Consider the following 16,300-nt stretch of genomic DNA (forward strand, 5'->3'; position numbering starts at 1 on the left):
TTGAGGGTTGGAAAGTTTAAGGCAAACAATGGCGAAGCAAGGGCAAACCGATCCCGCCAGCGAGACCTCGGGCCGAGAAACCGTGGGGCTCGGCGGCAAGGGCCTCGACGGCCTCACCGCCGCCGCCAATCGGGCTGCGACATCGGGTCCGGCCGGAGGCAAGGGCCTGCCGCCGGTTCACCTGTGGAATCCGCCATTCTGCGGCGATATCGACATGCGAATCGCGCCTGACGGCACCTGGTTCTACATGGGAACGCCGATCGGCCGACCGGCGCTGGTGCGGCTGTTCTCCACCATCCTGAAGCGCGAGGACGGCAAGCACTTTCTCGTGACACCGGTCGAAAAGGTCGGCATCCGTGTCGACGACGCGCCGTTCCTCGCGGTGGAAATGCAGACGCTGCACGACGAGCGCGGCCGGCTGCTCAGGTTCCGCACCAATGTCGACGACTGGGTCGATTGCGCGAAGGGCCATGGCCTCAGATTCGAGGCCGCCGAGGATGGCGGGCTGACGCCCTATCTGCATGTCCGCGCCGACCTCTGGGCCAAGGTCACGCGCGCGCTCTATTACGATCTGGTTGACATGGGCGAGGCGCGAATGGTCGATGGTGAAGAAATGTTCGGCATCGAGTCCGGCGGCGAATTCTTCGCGATGGCCGACGCCAAGCAGGTGAGGGACGCACTTTGAACGAGCCGTTGCTGAAGGTGGAGCCGGCGACGCTCAGCTCGACGGAATTCTTTGCGCGGGCCCGCACGCGGCTCAATTTCGAGGTGCCACCGGGGCTGGTCGATCCGCACATCATTCCGCGCACCGGGGATTCCGGCAACGACCGCATGCTGGAGATCGTCGCGCAGGAGCAGTCGGTGCGGCCGGCCGCGGTGCTGATCCCGGTCGTCGATCATCCCGAGCCGACCGTGCTGCTGACGCAGCGCTCGCCCAACCTGTCGAGCCATGCCGGGCAGATCTCGTTTCCCGGCGGCAAGATCGACGCCACCGACGCTTCGCCGCTCGACGCCGCGCTGCGCGAGGCGTGCGAGGAAGTCGGGCTGAAGCGCGAATATATCGATCCGGTCGGCTACCTCGACCTCTACGGCACCGCGTTCGGCTTCCGCATCCTGCCCACGGTCGCCAAGGTGAGGCCGGGCTTTGCGCTTGAGATCAACGAGGCCGAGGTGGTCGATGCCTTCGAGGTGCCGCTGGCGTTTCTGATGAATCCGGAAAACCACCAGGTCCACACCAAGGAATTCCGCGGCATGGACCGGTCCTATTATGCGATGCCGTTTGCCGAGCGTTACATCTGGGGCGCGACCGCAGGCATCCTGCGGGTACTGTATGAGCGGATCTACCTGTCATGATCCGCACGGTGTTGACCGAGATCGGCATCTTCCTGATCCCGTTCGCGGTCTATGCCATCTTCCTCATGGCGACGCGCGCCGGCGTGACGCTGCCGGCATCATGGCCGCTCGACATGCTGGCGAAGCTGACGCTGGCGGCGCTGGTGCTTGTGATCGCGAGCTTCATTCTGCTGGCGCAATACACCGGCGCGCCGCCGAACTCGACCTACGTTCCCGCCCATATCGACGAGCACGGCAGGCTGGTGCCCGGAGCTGAGCAATGAGCGAGGCGCGCCTATTGTCCGATGCGCCCTGGCTGGCCTCGGGACCGGCCGCGCGGGTGCTCGCACTGCTCAACGCCGATGGTGAAGAGGCGCGGGTGATCGGCGGCGCGGTGCGCAACGCCTTGATGCGGCTTCCGCTCGGCGACATCGACATCGCAACGACCGCGCCGCCCGACGAGGTGGTTCGCCGCGCCAGGCGGGCCGGCATCAAGAGCGTGCCGACCGGCATCGAGCACGGCACCGTGACGCTGGTCGTCGAGAGCCAGCCGTTCGAGGTGACGACGCTGCGCGAGGACATCGAGACCTACGGCCGCAAGGCCAAGGTGACGTTCGGCCGCGACTGGGTGCGCGATGCGATGCGGCGCGATTTCACCATCAACAGCCTGTCGGTCGATGCTGACGGCGTCGTGCATGATCATGTCGGCGGGCTTGCCGATGTCGAGGCACGGCGCGTGCGCTTCATCGGCGATCCCGCGCAGCGGATTGCGGAGGATTACTTACGCATCCTGCGCTTCTTCCGCTTCCACGCCGCCTATGGCGAAGGCGAGGTCGACCGCGCCGGCTATCTCGCCTGCATCGGCGGCCGCGCCGGGCTCGCCGGCCTGTCGGCTGAGCGCATCCGCATGGAGATGATCAAGCTCGTGGTGGCGGACGGCGCCGCTTCCGCGGTCGTCGCGATGGGCGACGGTGGCCTGTTGCAGCCGTTGTTCGGCGGCGTCGCCTATACCGGCCCGTTCGCCGCGATGATCGAGATCGAGCGGCTGATGGAGCTGGCGCCGAGCGCGGTGCGCCGGCTCGCCGCACTGACGGTCGCGGTGACCGAGGATGCGCGGCGCATCGCAGGTCGGCTGCGGCTCTCGAACGCCGAAGCCAAGGCGCTCGACTCGATGGGGCACCGGTGGTGGCGACTGCCCGGCATGGACGAGGCGCATGCGCGGCGCCGGCTCTACCGGCTCGGCGAGGAGCCCTATCGCGACCGGCTCTTGCTGGCCTGGGCGCGCAGCGGCGCGCGGGGCGATGTCGATCAGTGGCGCTCGCTCGCGGCGCTGCCGCAGCGTTGGCGCGCGCCTCACTTTCCCTTGAGAGCGTCCGATTTCATCGCGCGCGGCATTGCCGAGGGGCCGGCGTTGGGACATGTCCTGACCCTCGCCGAGGATGCCTGGCTCGCCGCGGACTTTCCGCTGGAGCCGAAGGTTCTGGCCGATATCGCCGACCAGACCGTTTCCCGCTTCACCCGCGACCATCGGCTGTAACCATCAGCCGTGAAGCGCCGCTGCCGGGCTCGCCGGCGGCGTGCGATGATCGATGACTGCATGGGATTGGGGGAGCGAGGGAGACGATGCCGCCGGCATTTGCCAGGCAGCATCGCACTGAGCGAAGCTACGCGGCCTTGCGCTTCTTCTTGCGGTCGCCGTCGTCGTCTTCGTCGGCCTCTTCCTCCTCGTCGTCGTCCTCGTCCTCCTCGTCGTCTTCCTCCTCGTCCTCTTCCGGATCGAGTTCGGTCGATTCGAGCGCAATGACGGGCAACGTTTCGCGAAACAGGTCGCCGTCGACGCCCATCCAGAGGCACTCGACGTTCTCTTCGTTGACTTCCACCACCGTCAGCGGATGGCCGCCGGATTTCAGGATGACAACGTCGCCTGGCTTCAGTTCCATGATCTTCCCTCCGCGTTTGATGACGCGGCCCGCAAGCTAGCGAGCGGTGATGACAGTCCGATCACGGCCCGCGGCGGAAGGATCGATTTGACGTGGAAAAGGTTCCGCCGCGCTATCCCTGCGCAGCGGGCAGCAGATCGGTCAGCGAACGGATGATGCGGTCGGGCCTCACCGTCGATTCCGGCGGTAGCCCGACGCCGTGCACGTCCATCCAGATCGCGTAGATGCCAAGCCGCTGCGGCGCCACGACTTCCCATTCCAGATTGTCGCCGATCATCCAGGTGTCGGGCGCGGTGACGCCGAGCGCCTCCATCGCGTGCAGATAGGCACGCTCCTCCGGCTTGCCGAAGCCATGCTCGCCCTCGATCTGGATATGGTCGAAGCGATGGCCGAGCGCGAAGCGCTCGACCTTGGCGCGCTGCATGTCGGCATTGCCGTTGGTGACCAGCGCGAGCTTGATGCCGAGCGCCTTGAACGCGTCGATCGCCTCGTGCGCGCCGGGGAAGACGAACATCGCCTCCTCGCGATAGGCGGTGAAGCGATCGGCGATGCGGTCGGCAAGTTCGTCCGGCAGGGCACGATGGCCGGCAGCCGCGAGCATCGCGAAGCCGCCCCGCACGGTGAGCCGCCGCGCCTCGCCGAGCTTGATCCGCCAGATCGGCTCCGCCGCCGCCCAGAATTGTCGCGCCGACGCCAACAGCGCGGTCGCGACCTCGGCCGGGGGCAGCGGTGCCAGTTCGTCGGCGAATTCGGCGGCGATCGTGTTCCACGCGATTTCGGGGCGGCCATAGGCCGACAGGATGGTGTCATCCATGTCGATCAGCATCGCGCGCGGCAGTTTGATCAGGGCCATTTCACCTCCGGCGGCAGCGACGACAGGATCGAATCCACATTGCCGCCGGTCTTCAGCCCGAAGATGGTGCCGCGGTCATAGAGCAGGTTGAACTCGACATAGCGGCCGCGGCGGACCAACTGCTCCTCGCGATCCTCGGCGGTCCAGGCGGCCGAGAAATTGCGCCGCACCAGCTCGGGATAGATTTTCAGGAAGCCGCGTCCGACGTCCTGGGTGAAGGCGAGGTCGGCCTCCCAGTCGCCGCTGTCGTGCCAGTCGTAGAAGATGCCGCCGATGCCGCGCGCTTCCTTGCGATGCGGCAGGTAGAAATACTCGTCGCACCACTTCTTGTACTTCTCGTAGTCGGCGACCGGGCTGCTGCAGGCCGCCTGCATCGCGGCGTGGAAGGCGACCGTATCGGCATCCTCCTGGGTGCGCCGCCGGTCCAGCACCGGGGTCAGATCGGCGCCGCCGCCAAACCAGGCTTTCGTCGTCACGACGAAGCGCGTGTTCATGTGTACGGCGGGCACGTTCGGATTGCGCAAATGCGCGATCAGCGAAATGCCCGAGGCCCAGAATCTCGGATCGTCGGCGGCGCCCGGAATCTGCGCGCGGAATTCGGGCGCGAACTCGCCATGCACAGTCGAGCAGTGCACGCCGACCTTCTCGAACAGCCGTCCCTTCATGATCGACATCACGCCGCCGCCGCCCGGTCTGCCGCTGTGATCGGTGCGGTCCCACGGCGTGCGCACGAAGCGGCCGGCGTCGCCGGGGTAGAGCGCCATGGGCGCCTCGTCCTCAAGCCGTTCGAGCGCCGCACAGATATCGTCGCGCAGCGTCTCGAACCAGCCGCGCGCGCGCGCCTTGCGATCCTCGGTGATGGCGGGGTCTGTGGGCAGCATTTCTATCCCTGCGGTCCGTAATAGGTGCAGCTCTCGTTGCAGCTGTCGCGATGCACACTGACACGGGTCAGCTTCGCGGAGTGTTGCAACCGCTCCCAGATGAAGCGCGACAGGTTCTCCAGCGTCGGCGGGCCGAGCGCCTCGATTCTGTTGAGCAGCTTGTGGTCGAGCGTCTTGCGCACCTCTTCCATGCCGCGTTCGAGCAGGCCGAGATCGACCACCATGCCGGTGGCCGGATCCGGCGTGCCGCGCACCGTGACCTCTGCGCGGAAGGAGTGACCGTGGATCTCCTCGCTGTCTGCACCAAATGTCGTTCCGGACAGCGCATGCGCAGCCTCGAACCGGAACGCCTTCGTCAATTCCCACATCTGTTTCGCTAGTCCAGTTCTCTCTAAATCCAGTTCATCTGATGCCGAGCGACTTGTGCGTCTGCACGCTGAGCCGCCATTGCGGATGCTTCAGGCAGTATTCGATCGCGCGCGCGGTGTTCTCGATCACCTCGGGACCGTCCATCGGCTGCAGCGAGAAGCGCTCGAAGGCGAGGTTCGCAAAATCCTCCGGCCGGTTCTCCGGCTGCGGATAGACCAGCTTGAGCTCGTGCCCCTTGCGCACGACGAGCTCGCTGTCGGCCTTCGGACTGACGCAGATCCAGTCGAGCCCGTCAGGCGGCGCGATGGTGCCGTTGGTTTCGAGGGCAATGGCAAAGCCATGCCCGTGCAGGGCGTCGATCAAGGCGGCGTCAACCTGCAGCAGCGGTTCGCCGCCGGTCAGCACGACGTAGCGCTCAGTGTCGCCACCGGTCCATTGCGCGGCGATGGTGTCGGCGAGTTCCCCCGCGGTCGCATAGCGGCCGCCCAGCGTGCCGTCGGTGCCGACGAAATCGGTGTCGCAGAACCGGCAAACCGCTCCGGCGCGATCCTGCTCGCGGCCGCTCCACAAATTGCAGCCGGCGAAGCGGCAGAACACGGAGGCGCGGCCCGCATGGGCGCCTTCGCCCTGCAGGGTCAGAAAGATCTCCTTGACCGCGTAGCTCACCAAAAATCCCTTTAGCCTGAACCTGTCGAACCGGTCTGGCGCAGCGCCTCGCCGACCGCCATGGCCGCCGTGACGGCCACATTGAGCGAGCGCAGAGGCGGCCTGATCGGAATCACCAGCCGCGCATCCGCGGCGGCCGCCACCGCATCGGTGACCCCGGCCGTCTCGCGCCCGAACAGCAGGACATCGGAGGCAGCATAGGCGAAATCAAGGTAGGATTCCGCCGCCTTGGTCGTGAACAGGACCAGCCGGCAGCCGGCCTCGGCCCGCCATTCCTCGAATTTCGACCATGAGTCGTGACGCTTCAACCGCACATGGTCGAGATAGTCCATACCCGCCCTGCGGAAATGCCGGTCCGACGTGTCAAAGCCCGCCGGTTCGATGATATGGGCCGCCACGTCCAGGCAAGCGCACAGGCGCAGTATTGTCCCTGTATTCTGGGGGATATCGGGCTGGAACAGCGCGATCTGCATGGTGCTCACGACCTGTGAAGACTGGATGAAATTGTCTCAATAAAACATCGCCCGGGGCGGATTTCGTGCATTGCACGCTTGCGAGCCGATAGCGGGCTTGCACTGATCCGGCAAGGGTGCCAATAGAACGATTCTGGACTGCTGTTCCGCCATTTGGGGTGTGGAATGGTGGTTTTCTGCCGCCGCGGGGGCCGCGGGCGCCGGCAGCCTTTCCTGGGCGCGTTCCTGCGTCTCCGGGGCGGTTTCACCGGCTGCGGATATGAAAGGGCTTGGAAACGTGACGACAGCGTCTTCGGCGGACCATCCGACACGCCGTGATTTCCTTTTTGTTGCAACCGGGGCCGCTGCTGCGGTCGGCGCCGCGTCCGTCGTCTGGCCGCTGGTCGCTCAGATGAACCCGGATGCCGCGACCATTGCTGCCGGCGCGCCGATCGAGGTCGACCTGACGCCGATCGCCGAGGGCCAGGACATCAAGGTCTTCTGGCGCGGCAAGCCGATCTACATCAGTCATCGCACCAAGAAGCAGATCGAAGAGGCGCAGAACGTGCAGCTCTCGAGCCTGCCCGATCCGCAGCCCGACTCCGCGCGCGTCAAGGCTGGCCACGATCAGTGGCTGGTCGTGATCGGCATCTGCACCCATCTCGGCTGCATCCCGATCGCTCATGAGGGCAATTACGACGGCTTCTTCTGCCCCTGCCACGGCTCGCAGTACGACTCCTCCGGTCGTATCCGTCAGGGGCCCGCGCCCGCCAACCTGGCGGTGCCGCCCTATACCTTCGTTTCCGACACCAAAATCCAGATCGGCTGAGTCCCGGAGCTTCCGGGGCTTCGGCCTCCACTTGGACCCATCGCGTCGTTTTTCTTCTCAGGATCGCATCAATGAGCGGACCATCCGATTATCAACCGAGCAACCCCGCCTTGAAGTGGATCGAACGGCGCCTCCCGATCTTCGGCCTGATCCACTCGTCCTTCGTGGCCTATCCGACGCCGCGCAACCTGAACTACTGGTGGACCTTCGGCGCCATCCTGTCGATGATGCTGGCGGTGCAGATCCTGACCGGCGTGATCCTGGCGATGCACTACACGCCGCACGCCGACCTCGCCTTCAAGTCGGTTGAGCTGATCGTCCGCGACGTCAATTACGGCTGGCTGCTGCGCAACATGCACGCCTGCGGCGCGTCGATGTTCTTCTTCGCGGTCTACATCCACATGTTCCGCGGCCTCTATTATGGGTCGTACAAGGAGCCGCGCGAGGTGCTGTGGATCCTCGGCGTCATCATTTACCTCCTGATGATGGCGACCGGCTTCATGGGCTACGTGCTGCCGTGGGGCCAGATGAGCTTCTGGGGCGCCACCGTCATCACCAATCTGTTCTCGGCCATCCCGTATTTCGGCGAGAGCATCGTGACCCTGCTGTGGGGCGGCTATTCGGTCGGCAACCCGACGCTGAATCGCTTCTTCTCGCTGCACTACCTGTTGCCGTTCGTGATCGCCGGCGTCGTCGTGCTGCACATCTGGGCGCTGCATGTCGCGGGCCAGAACAATCCGGCCGGCGTCGAGGCGAAGACCGAGAAGGACACGGTGCCGTTCACGCCGTATGCGACGATCAAGGACATGTTCGGCGTGTCCTGTTTCCTGCTGTTCTATTCCTGGTTCATCTTCTACATGCCGAACTATCTCGGCGACGCCGACAACTACATCCCGGCGAACCCGGGCGTGACGCCGGCGCACATCGTGCCCGAATGGTACTACCTGCCGTTCTACGCGATCCTGCGCTCGATCCCGAACAAGCTTGCCGGCGTGGTGGCGATGTTCTCGGCGATCATCATCCTGTGCTTCCTGCCCTGGCTCGACAGCGCGCGGACCCGGTCGTCGAAATACCGCCCGCTGGCCAAGCAGTTCTTCTGGATCTTCGTGGTGGTCTGCATCGGGCTCGGCTATCTCGGTTCGCAGCCGCCGGAAGGCATCTACGTGATCGCCGGCCGCATCCTGACGGTCTGCTACTTCGCCTACTTCCTGATCGTGCTGCCGCTGCTGTCCTACATCGAGACCCCGCGGCCGGTGCCGAACTCGATCGCCGACGACGTGCTGGCGAAGAGCAAAGGCAAGGCCCAGCCGATGGTGTCGACCGTGATCGCCATCATGATCGCGGGCGGCCTCCTGGTCGGCGGCGCGCAAAGCGCCAAGGCCGAGGAGGGCGGCGACAAGCCGCCGGCCCAGAAGTGGTCGTTCTCGGGACCTCTGGGCACTTATGACCGCGGCTCGTTGCAGCGTGGCCTGAAAGTCTACAAGGAAGTCTGCGCGGCCTGCCACGGCCTGTCCTATGTCGCGTTCCGCAACCTCGCCGACCCCGGCGGTCCCGGCTACTCGGCGGCGCAGGCGTCGGCATTCGCCTCGGACTACAAGATCAAGGACGGCCCGAACGACCAGGGCGAGATGTTCGAACGTCCCGGCCGCGCCGCGGACTACTTTCCGTCGCCGTTCCCGAACGAGCAGGCCGCCCGCGCGGCCAATGGCGGCGCGGCGCCGCCCGACCTGTCGCTGATCGCCAAGGCGCGCTCCTACAAGCGCGGCTTCCCGATGTTCGTGGTCGACTTCTTCACCCAGTACCAGGAACAGGGCCCGGATTACGTCGACGCGATCCTGCAGGGCTTCGAGGACAAGGTGCCGGCCGGCGTCACGATCCCCGAGGGTTCGTACTACAACAAGTACTTCCCCGGTCACGCCATCAAGATGCCGAAGCCGCTCTCCGACGGCCAGGTCACCTATGACGACGGCTCGCCGGCGACGGTCAAGCAGTACGCGCACGACGTGACCACCTTCCTGATGTGGGCCGCCGAGCCGCACATGGAGGCGCGCAAGCGGCTCGGTCTGCAGGTGTTCGCCTTCCTGATCATCTTCGCCGGCCTGATGTACTTCACCAAGAAGAAGGTCTGGGCCGACGCGCACTGACGCGGAGGCACGGTATCGCGACATTGAAAAAGCCCCTGCGGGGGCTTTTTTGCTGTCCGGCAATGACGAGTCCGCGAGTTCGCCTGCGGGCGATTGCGTCAGTCGCGGAGTGCGGACAAGATGCCGGCCAATCGCCGGCCAACATTGCGGAGGAACTCATGGGTACCAGCATCAGCTTCAAGCGTCCGGACGGCAAGGATGCCACGGGCTATCTCGCCAATGCCGCACGCGGCAACGCGCCCGGTGTCGTCGTGATCCAGGAATGGTGGGGCCTGTCGGACCAGATCAAGGGCCTGTGCGACCGCTTCGCGGTGGCCGGCTTCGATGCGCTGGCGCCCGATCTGTACAAGGGCAAGGTGGTGCCGTATCACGACACCGACGCGGCCGGCAAAGAAATGAACTCGCTCGACTTCATGGACGCCACCACCCAGACCGTGCGCGGCGCCGCGCAATATCTCGCCAAGAACGGCGCCAAGGTCGGCCTGACCGGCTTCTGCCTCGGCGGCGCGGTGACCATCATCGGCGCGGTGCACGTACCGGAACTGACTGCAGGCGTCGTGTTCTACGGCATCCCGCCGGAGCAGGCGGCCAAGCCCGCCGACGTGAAGATCCCGCTGCAGGCGCACTTCGCCAACAAGGACGACTGGTGCACGCCGGAGTTGGTCGGCAATTTCGAGAAGGCGATGAAGGCCGCCGGCAAATCGCTCGAGCTGTTCCGCTATGACGCCGAGCACGCCTTTGTCAACGAGCAGCGCCAGTCGGTACACGACCGCGAAGCCGCCGAACTCGCCTGGGGCCGCGCGACGGACTTCTTCAGGAAGCACCTGGGGTAGGGCGGTCAACCGCCAGCGTGATGTCGTCCCTGCTTTCCGCAGGGACGACCGAATAGCGGGCTCTCCGGCTCATCAGGGCTACTCGCATTTGGCGGTCCGGCGGCCTTATATTTCGGCCATGAACCGGATCCTGGAAGACGCCATCGAGAAGTTCCGCCGGCTGCCTCCAGACCGGCAAGCATATGTCGCAGAACTGCTGGAGCAGATCGTCGCGGCGGGAGCCGAAGCATTCGTCGTACCGGACGAGCACCGAGCCGGCATTCTCGAAGGCCTCGAACAGTCTCGGCGCGGCGAATTCGCGAGCGATGAGGAAATGGCGGCACTCTGGGAGAAGTGCGGCCTGTGAAGTTGCGTTTTGCACGGCGAGCGCGCAACGATATCGACCAAATTCACGATTACATCTCAGAGCACAGCAGGCGGGCGGCGACGGCAGTCGTTCGACAGATACGGCTGACGATCGAGCTGCTTGCGCGATATCCCGGCCTGGCCGGGAAACCGGACATTCCAGAGGTGCGGGTCTTGCCGACCTCTCGATATCCGTATCTCGTCTACCACCGAGTTACAGAGCACGAACTTATTATCCTTCATATCCGGCATGGCCGGCGCGATGTGCCAAAGGCGGGCGATCTCTAGCCGGCCCCGGGTTGCGCTGCGCTGCATCCGGGCTACCCGGCTCGGAACGCATCACCTCCAATGGTCGCATATCGTCACGGCGAGCGTCAGCACCGCGACCAGAAAGGCGGATCGCGCGAGCATTTTGCTCTTGCGCGCATCGGCTGCAGCCATCTCGGCTTCGTGTGCGCGGTTGAAGACTTCCTTGTAGCGTTCGTCGTCCGACATCTCGGGGCTCCAGTTGCGTTGAGCCCATGTCGTGCACGGAAAGCGGCGTAGGTAAGGCGTGAGACATCGATCGACATATTGCGCCCCGGCACGCAGCGATCCGTAGGCCGGATTACGCTGCGCTCCATCCGGGCTACACGCGATCCGGCCTACGCGTGTCATTAATTCCTGTCGCGCACACCGTCCCACCATGGGCAGGTGCCGGACATCAGCTTGAAATTGCCTTCCATCACCTGCACCGGCGCGCGGCGGCCCTCCGCGGCGGCGCGCATCCGCATCTCGCGGGCGATGGCGCGGTCCTCCGGTGACAGCCAGATGCGCTCATGGCCCCACAGGCTCGGGCCATCATGCATCTCGAACGGGGTCCAGGTCGCCGGATCGATCTCGCGGCCGCCCCAGCCGCACTCGACCATGAAGGACGACGGCGACTTGGCGTAGAACGACGTCATCAGATCGTTGGTGTGGCGGCCGAGCGTGACGTTGACGCGGTCTTCCTTCTGCGCGACGTCGTAGGCCTGCCCGACATCGTCGAGCGAGAACAGCTCAACCATCAGGTGATGCATGCCGCTCCTGCCGGTCTCGATCAGCGCCAGCGAGTGGTGGCGCGGATTGACGTGGAAGAAGTAGGCGCGGAACGGCTTCTCGATGTAGTCGCTGAGGCCGAAGCCGAGCACGTCGACATAGAAGCTCATCACAGGTGCGATGTGCTCGACCGTCAGCACGGCATGGCCGAGCCCTTGCGCGCCGGTGCGGAAGCCGGAAATCGATCGCCCCGGCTTGAACGGCGTGTCGTCGATCTCGGCGCCATGAAATGCCTCGAGGCGGTTGCCGGCGGGATCGTGGAACGAGATCAGGCTGCGTACCCGTCGGCTGTCGGCGAGCGATGGCGGCTCGGCGGTCACCGCGGCCCCGGCACGCTCCAGCCGCGCCGCCAGCGCGTCGAGCGCGGCCGTATCCGCCACCTCCCAGCCGAAGAAGCGCGCGCCTTCGCCTAGCGCGCGGTCGATCACGATGCGTTGCTTGCGGTCGTCCATCCGGAAGGCGAGCAGCGAGTTGCCGCGCTCGATGGCCTGCAGTCCGACCAGGCCGGTGCCGAATTGTCGCCAGTCGTCGAGGGCGTCCGAACCGAAGCCGGCATAGCCGAGACCCAGTATCGCCATGTGCGTCTCCATCCGCTGTCCGTTTTTTGGGCGGTCGACCGTCCGCCATTGGCGTAATCCTACGCGGATTTGCCGCCTTTCGAACCGGAAAAGGTTGTCCCGGGCCGGGGCAGTGCGGGCGCGCCTCCCTTGACACGGCCCGCGCCCGGTGGTGAGTAGCTGCCATGAACACCGTTGCCAGCCCATCCCGTCGTTGGTGGCCCACCTTCTCATAGGTGGCCGGTGCGGTTCATTCCCCAAAAACGTCGAAGGTCGCCATCGCAGTGCGACGGTACCTTCGTTTGTCCTGTGTGGCGCTCTCTCGGCAAGTCTCGTAAGAGGATCACATGAACAGGACAGTCTTCTCCCTGCCGGCCAAGAGCGAGTACCTGACCAATGGCGGGCTTGCGGTCGCCCGCGTGGTCGAGCAGTTCACCGGCGGCGCCAACCGCCTCGACGACCTGATCGCGCTGCTCGACCGCCGCCGCGGCGTGGTGCTGTCCTCGGGCACCACGGTGCCGGGCCGCTATGAGAGCTTCGATCTCGGTTTTGCCGATCCGCCGCTGGTGCTGGAAACCTCCGGCACCGATTTCTCGCTCACCGCGCTGAACCCGCGCGGCGAGGTGCTGATCGCCTTCCTCGGCGACGTCCTGCGCGAGCCTTGTGCGGTGATCACCGAGCGCAGTGCTGTCAGGCTCAAAGGCCACATCGTCCGCGGCGCCGCGCCGGTCGAGGAGGATCAGCGCACCCGCCGCGCCAGCGTGATGTCGCTGGTGCGCGATATGGTGGCGGCGTTCACCTCCAATGCCGATCCGCTGCTCGGGCTGTTCGGCGCCTTCGCCTACGACCTCGTATTCCAGATCGAGGACCTCGTGCAGAAGCGCCCCCGCGAGGCCGACCAGCGCGACATCGTGCTCTACGTGCCCGACCGCCTGCTTGCCTATGACCGCGCCACCGGGCGCGGCGTGGCGCTCACTTACGAGTTCGCGTGGAAGGGCAAGTCGACCGCGGGCCTGCCGCACGACACCGCCGAGAGCGTCTACGCGAAGACGGGGCGGCAGGGCTTTGCCGATCACGCGCCCGGCGAATACCAGGCGACCGTCGAGACCGCGCGCGCCGCGTTCGCTCGCGGCGATCTGTTCGAGGCGGTGCCCGGGCAGCTGTTTGCCGAGCTCTGCGAGCGCTCGCCGGCGGAAGTGTTCCAGCGGCTCTGCCGCATCAACCCGTCGCCCTATGGCGCGCTGATGAATCTCGGCGAGGGCGAATTCCTGGTCTCCGCATCGCCGGAGATGTTCGTGCGCTCGGACGGCCGCCGGGTCGAGACCTGCCCGATCTCCGGCACCATCGCGCGCGGCACCGACTCGATCGGCGACGCCGAGCAGATCCGCAAGCTGTTGAACTCGGAGAAGGACGAGTTCGAGCTCAACATGTGCACCGACGTCGACCGCAACGACAAGGCACGGGTCTGCGTGCCCGGCACCATCAAGGTGCTGGCGCGGCGGCAGATCGAGACCTACTCAAAGCTGTTCCACACCGTCGATCACGTCGAGGGCATGCTGCGGCCGGGCTTCGATTCGCTCGACGCCTTCCTGACCCATGCCTGGGCGGTGACGGTGACCGGCGCGCCGAAGCTGTGGGCGATGCAGTTCGTCGAGGACCACGAGCGCTCGCCGCGGCGCTGGTACGCCGGCGCGATCGGCTGCGTCAACTTCGACGGCAGCATCAATACGGGCCTGACCATCCGCACCATCCGCATGAAGGACGGCCTCGCCGAGGTCCGGGTCGGCGCCACCTGCCTGTTCGATTCCGATCCGGCCGCCGAGGACCGCGAGTGCCAAGTCAAGGCCGCGGCGCTGTTCCAGGCGCTGCGTGGCGATCCGCCGAAGCCGCTGTCGGACTTCGCCCCTGACGCCACCGGCTCCGGCAAGAACGTGCTCTTGATCGACCACGACGACAGCTTCGTGCACATGCTGGCGGATTACTTCCGCCAGGTCGGCGCCAACGTCACCGTGGTCCGGCACGTCCACGCCCAGGACATGCTGAAGCAGCGCGGCTGGGATCTGCTGGTGCTGTCGCCGGGACCCGGGCGGCCGGAGGATTTCGGCATCGCGAAGACCATCGGTACCGCGCTGGAAAGGCAGCTGCCGATCTTCGGCGTCTGCCTAGGGGTGCAGGCGATCGGCCAATATTTCGGCGGCGAGCTCGGCCAACTCACCCAGCCGGCCCATGGCCGGCCCTCGCGTGTCCAGGTGCGCGGCGGGCGGCTGATGCGGAACCTGCCGAACGAGATCGTGATCGGCCGCTATCACTCGCTCTACGTCGAGCGCGACAGCGTGCCCGACGTGCTCGATGTGACCGCGACCACCGAGGATGGTGTCGCGATGGTGATCGAGCACAAGACGCTGCCGGTCGCCGGCGTCCAGTTCCACCCGGAGTCGCTGATGTCGCTCGGCAACGAGGTCGGACTGCGTATCGTGGAGAATGCATTCCGGCTCAACCCGGGGACGAATTGACTTGAACCGTCATTGCGAGCGCAGCGAAGCAATCGATGTCTCCCCCGCGGAGAGATGGATTGCTTCCTCGCCTGCGCGCCTCGCAATGACGATGCGGAGAAAAGCGAGACACCAATGACCTTCGACCAGGACATCAAGTCGACCGTTCGCACCATCCCGGATTACCCCAAGCCGGGTATCCTGTTTCGCGACATCACGACCTTGCTCGCCGACGCCCGCGCGTTTCGCCGCGCGGTCGACGAGCTCGTGCATCCCTGGGCCGGGTCGAAGGTCGACAAGATCGCCGGCATCGAGGCGCGCGGCTTCATCCTCGGCGGCGCGGTGGCGCATCAGCTCTCGGCCGGTTTCGTGCCGATCCGCAAGAAGGGCAAGCTGCCGCACACCACGGTGCGGATCGCCTATTCGCTGGAATACGGCATCGACGAGATGGAGATGCATGCCGACGCGATAGAGCCCGGCGAGCGCGTGATCCTGGTCGACGATCTGATCGCGACCGGCGGCACCGCGGAGGGCGCGGTGAAGCTGCTCCGCCAGATCGGCGCCAACGTGGTCGCCGCCTGCTTCATCATCGACCTGCCCGACCTCGGCGGCGCCGACAAGCTGCGCGCAATGGAAGTCCCGGTGCGCACGCTGATGGCGTTCGAGGGGCATTAGTCTTTCCTCGCCTCGCCCCGCTTGCGGGGAGAGGCCGGTCGCATCGAAGATGCGATCCGGGTGAGGGGGAATCTCCGCGTACTCCGATCTCGATCGAATCTGCGGAGCCGGCCCCTCACCCCGACCCTCTCCCCGTAAGAACGGGGAGAGGGGGAAGAGCTACGGCTAGGACCTCTGCGGCACCATGCTCAGTTCGAGATCGCGGAACATGGTGTAATTCCGCCGGATCCACTGATGCAGCTCGGTCGATGAATCCTTTTCCTGGCGCAAATAGCCGGTAAAGGAGAAGCTGAGCCGGTCGATATAGGTCTTCAAAAACACCGGCAGCGCGCGCAGGCGCAGCACGCGGCTGCGGGTCATCACCGGCGGCAGCTCGCCGCGCACCACGAACTCGTTGTCGATGACGACGAGCGCATTCGCCGAGATCAGCTCGTACAGCGTCTGGAAGCTGCGCACCGAGGCACGGTCGGTATCGGCGACAAACAGCATGATCGGCGCGACGCGGCGGCGCAGTGCCTCCTTCATCAGCCCGATCTCGTGGCACATTTTGAAGAATTCGTCGAAGGCGTGGTAGCCGAGGTCGATCACCTTGGCGACGCCGTCATTGATGATGACCCGGTCCATCAGCTGCATCTTGCCGTAGGTGTCGATCACGTCGGCGGTTTCCGTGACCCGCGGCAGATAGTCGAGCAGCGATGGCTCCTTCAGGTTGACGTCGAAGCAAGCCACGTCGCCGTTCTTGAGCAGCAGGAATTCGCCGAGCAGCCGCGCGGTCAGCGTCTTGCCGACCTGCGGGCGGGGCGAGCAGATGATGTAGACGGGCGTGGATGACATCGCCCGCTATATCAGTCCAAA

General features: G+C 65.6%; 20 protein-coding genes. 11 read left to right on the plus strand and 9 right to left on the minus strand.

Going from position 1 to position 16,300, the window contains the following annotated elements; translation table 11 throughout:
* Nucleotides 1-28 precede the first annotated feature (28 nt).
* From J6500_RS02450 to J6500_RS02465, 4 genes are read left to right on the plus strand one after another with little or no spacing between them, the layout of a single operon-like run.
* A complete protein-coding gene (locus J6500_RS02450) occupies nucleotides 29-685 on the plus strand; it encodes a DUF1285 domain-containing protein (RefSeq protein ID WP_225711077.1) in 657 nt (218 codons plus the stop codon).
* Nucleotides 682-1,353 (plus strand): CoA pyrophosphatase, encoded by a 672-nt coding sequence (locus J6500_RS02455; RefSeq protein ID WP_225711078.1) that lies wholly within the window; start codon nucleotides 682-684, stop codon nucleotides 1,351-1,353. Before J6500_RS02450 ends, J6500_RS02455 begins: the two co-directional genes overlap by 4 nt.
* On the plus strand, nucleotides 1,350-1,616 hold the full coding sequence (locus tag J6500_RS02460; protein WP_225711079.1) for a DUF6111 family protein: 267 nt from the start codon (nucleotides 1,350-1,352) through the stop codon (nucleotides 1,614-1,616). The genes J6500_RS02455 and J6500_RS02460 overlap by 4 nt, the downstream gene beginning before the upstream one ends.
* Nucleotides 1,613-2,869, plus strand: coding sequence for a CCA tRNA nucleotidyltransferase (locus tag J6500_RS02465; RefSeq protein WP_225711080.1), 1,257 nt, complete (start codon nucleotides 1,613-1,615; stop codon nucleotides 2,867-2,869). Before J6500_RS02460 ends, J6500_RS02465 begins: the two co-directional genes overlap by 4 nt.
* Before the next feature lie 127 nt (nucleotides 2,870-2,996).
* Here the strand turns inward: J6500_RS02465 and J6500_RS02470 are convergent, their stop codons facing one another.
* From J6500_RS02470 to J6500_RS02495, 6 genes are all read right to left on the minus strand, one after another.
* Nucleotides 2,997-3,272 (minus strand): DUF2158 domain-containing protein, encoded by a 276-nt coding sequence (locus J6500_RS02470; protein WP_225711081.1) that lies wholly within the window; start codon nucleotides 3,270-3,272, stop codon nucleotides 2,997-2,999.
* A gap of 112 nt (nucleotides 3,273-3,384) precedes the next feature.
* Nucleotides 3,385-4,125, minus strand: coding sequence for an HAD family hydrolase (locus tag J6500_RS02475; RefSeq protein WP_225711082.1), 741 nt, complete (start codon nucleotides 4,123-4,125; stop codon nucleotides 3,385-3,387).
* Nucleotides 4,116-5,006 carry an oxygen-dependent coproporphyrinogen oxidase gene (gene hemF / locus J6500_RS02480; RefSeq protein WP_225711083.1) on the minus strand — a complete coding sequence of 297 codons (891 nt, stop codon included), beginning with the start codon at nucleotides 5,004-5,006 and terminating at the stop codon, nucleotides 4,116-4,118. The genes J6500_RS02475 and hemF overlap by 10 nt, the downstream gene beginning before the upstream one ends.
* Before the next feature lie 2 nt (nucleotides 5,007-5,008).
* Entirely contained in the window at nucleotides 5,009-5,374 is a 366-nt protein-coding gene (locus tag J6500_RS02485) for a 6-pyruvoyl trahydropterin synthase family protein (protein ID WP_225711084.1), read from the minus strand.
* A gap of 34 nt (nucleotides 5,375-5,408) precedes the next feature.
* Nucleotides 5,409-6,041 (minus strand): 7-carboxy-7-deazaguanine synthase, encoded by a 633-nt coding sequence (gene queE / locus J6500_RS02490; protein ID WP_225711085.1) that lies wholly within the window; start codon nucleotides 6,039-6,041, stop codon nucleotides 5,409-5,411.
* 11 nt (nucleotides 6,042-6,052) lie between these two features.
* The gene (locus J6500_RS02495) at nucleotides 6,053-6,514 is read right to left on the minus strand and encodes a tRNA (cytidine(34)-2'-O)-methyltransferase (protein ID WP_225711086.1); all 462 of its coding nucleotides are present in this window, start codon (nucleotides 6,512-6,514) and stop codon (nucleotides 6,053-6,055) included.
* Nucleotides 6,515-6,791: 277 nt separating this feature from the next.
* Here J6500_RS02495 and petA point away from each other — a divergent pair, with 277 nt between their 5' ends.
* The 5 genes from petA (at nucleotide 6,792) to J6500_RS32140 (ending at nucleotide 10,932) form a co-directional block, all read left to right on the plus strand.
* Nucleotides 6,792-7,322: a ubiquinol-cytochrome c reductase iron-sulfur subunit gene (petA, locus tag J6500_RS02500; protein ID WP_211984960.1), complete on the plus strand. Its 531-nt coding sequence runs from the start codon at nucleotides 6,792-6,794 to the stop codon at nucleotides 7,320-7,322.
* A gap of 71 nt (nucleotides 7,323-7,393) precedes the next feature.
* Nucleotides 7,394-9,466, plus strand: coding sequence for a cytochrome c1 (locus J6500_RS02505; protein WP_225711087.1), 2,073 nt, complete (start codon nucleotides 7,394-7,396; stop codon nucleotides 9,464-9,466).
* Between the two features lie 158 nt (nucleotides 9,467-9,624).
* A complete protein-coding gene (locus J6500_RS02510) occupies nucleotides 9,625-10,299 on the plus strand; it encodes a dienelactone hydrolase family protein (protein ID WP_225711088.1) in 675 nt (224 codons plus the stop codon).
* A gap of 118 nt (nucleotides 10,300-10,417) precedes the next feature.
* On the plus strand, nucleotides 10,418-10,645 hold the full coding sequence (locus J6500_RS02515; RefSeq protein ID WP_225711089.1) for a hypothetical protein: 228 nt from the start codon (nucleotides 10,418-10,420) through the stop codon (nucleotides 10,643-10,645).
* Entirely contained in the window at nucleotides 10,642-10,932 is a 291-nt protein-coding gene (locus J6500_RS32140) for a type II toxin-antitoxin system RelE/ParE family toxin (protein WP_225711090.1), read from the plus strand. Before J6500_RS02515 ends, J6500_RS32140 begins: the two co-directional genes overlap by 4 nt.
* Nucleotides 10,933-10,983: 51 nt before the next feature.
* On the opposite strand, the gene J6500_RS02525 is transcribed toward J6500_RS32140, so the two are convergent.
* Together J6500_RS02525 and J6500_RS02530 are read right to left on the minus strand one after the other, a co-directional pair.
* Complete coding sequence (locus J6500_RS02525) at nucleotides 10,984-11,139, minus strand: hypothetical protein (RefSeq protein ID WP_225711091.1); 156 nt, start codon at nucleotides 11,137-11,139, stop codon at nucleotides 10,984-10,986.
* Nucleotides 11,140-11,300: 161 nt separating this feature from the next.
* Entirely contained in the window at nucleotides 11,301-12,299 is a 999-nt protein-coding gene (locus J6500_RS02530) for a VOC family protein (RefSeq protein WP_225711092.1), read from the minus strand.
* 326 nt (nucleotides 12,300-12,625) lie between these two features.
* Between J6500_RS02530 and J6500_RS02535 the strand changes: the two genes are divergently transcribed.
* Together J6500_RS02535 and J6500_RS02540 are read left to right on the plus strand one after the other, a co-directional pair.
* Nucleotides 12,626-14,791 carry an anthranilate synthase component I gene (locus tag J6500_RS02535; protein ID WP_225711093.1) on the plus strand — a complete coding sequence of 722 codons (2,166 nt, stop codon included), beginning with the start codon at nucleotides 12,626-12,628 and terminating at the stop codon, nucleotides 14,789-14,791.
* Nucleotides 14,792-14,905: 114 nt separating this feature from the next.
* Nucleotides 14,906-15,445: an adenine phosphoribosyltransferase gene (locus tag J6500_RS02540; protein ID WP_225711094.1), complete on the plus strand. Its 540-nt coding sequence runs from the start codon at nucleotides 14,906-14,908 to the stop codon at nucleotides 15,443-15,445.
* A gap of 165 nt (nucleotides 15,446-15,610) precedes the next feature.
* Here J6500_RS02540 and J6500_RS02545 read toward each other — a convergent pair whose 3' ends face one another.
* Entirely contained in the window at nucleotides 15,611-16,279 is a 669-nt protein-coding gene (locus J6500_RS02545; RefSeq protein WP_225711095.1) for a P-loop NTPase family protein, read from the minus strand.
* Nucleotides 16,280-16,300 lie beyond the last annotated feature (21 nt).

Origin of the sequence: Bradyrhizobium semiaridum (assembly GCF_020329505.1) — a bacterium.
GTDB lineage: Bacteria > Pseudomonadota > Alphaproteobacteria > Rhizobiales > Xanthobacteraceae > Bradyrhizobium > Bradyrhizobium semiaridum.

Coding starts and splice junctions, on each gene's coding strand:
- J6500_RS02450 (WP_225711077.1), top strand. CDS start 29: ATGGCGAAGCAAGGGCAAACCGATCCCGCCAGCGAGACCTCGGGCCGA.
- J6500_RS02460 (WP_225711079.1), top strand. CDS start 1,350: ATGATCCGCACGGTGTTGACCGAGATCGGCATCTTCCTGATCCCGTTC.
- J6500_RS02465 (WP_225711080.1), top strand. CDS start 1,613: ATGAGCGAGGCGCGCCTATTGTCCGATGCGCCCTGGCTGGCCTCGGGA.
- J6500_RS02470 (WP_225711081.1), bottom strand. CDS start 3,272: ATGGAACTGAAGCCAGGCGACGTTGTCATCCTGAAATCCGGCGGCCAT.
- J6500_RS02475 (WP_225711082.1), bottom strand. CDS start 4,125: ATGGCCCTGATCAAACTGCCGCGCGCGATGCTGATCGACATGGATGAC.
- hemF (WP_225711083.1), bottom strand. CDS start 5,006: ATGCTGCCCACAGACCCCGCCATCACCGAGGATCGCAAGGCGCGCGCG.
- J6500_RS02485 (WP_225711084.1), bottom strand. CDS start 5,374: ATGTGGGAATTGACGAAGGCGTTCCGGTTCGAGGCTGCGCATGCGCTG.
- J6500_RS02495 (WP_225711086.1), bottom strand. CDS start 6,514: ATGCAGATCGCGCTGTTCCAGCCCGATATCCCCCAGAATACAGGGACA.
- J6500_RS02505 (WP_225711087.1), top strand. CDS start 7,394: ATGAGCGGACCATCCGATTATCAACCGAGCAACCCCGCCTTGAAGTGG.
- J6500_RS02510 (WP_225711088.1), top strand. CDS start 9,625: ATGGGTACCAGCATCAGCTTCAAGCGTCCGGACGGCAAGGATGCCACG.
- J6500_RS02515 (WP_225711089.1), top strand. CDS start 10,418: ATGAACCGGATCCTGGAAGACGCCATCGAGAAGTTCCGCCGGCTGCCT.
- J6500_RS02525 (WP_225711091.1), bottom strand. CDS start 11,139: ATGTCGGACGACGAACGCTACAAGGAAGTCTTCAACCGCGCACACGAA.
- J6500_RS02530 (WP_225711092.1), bottom strand. CDS start 12,299: ATGGCGATACTGGGTCTCGGCTATGCCGGCTTCGGTTCGGACGCCCTC.
- J6500_RS02535 (WP_225711093.1), top strand. CDS start 12,626: ATGAACAGGACAGTCTTCTCCCTGCCGGCCAAGAGCGAGTACCTGACC.
- J6500_RS02540 (WP_225711094.1), top strand. CDS start 14,906: ATGACCTTCGACCAGGACATCAAGTCGACCGTTCGCACCATCCCGGAT.
- J6500_RS02545 (WP_225711095.1), bottom strand. CDS start 16,279: ATGTCATCCACGCCCGTCTACATCATCTGCTCGCCCCGCCCGCAGGTC.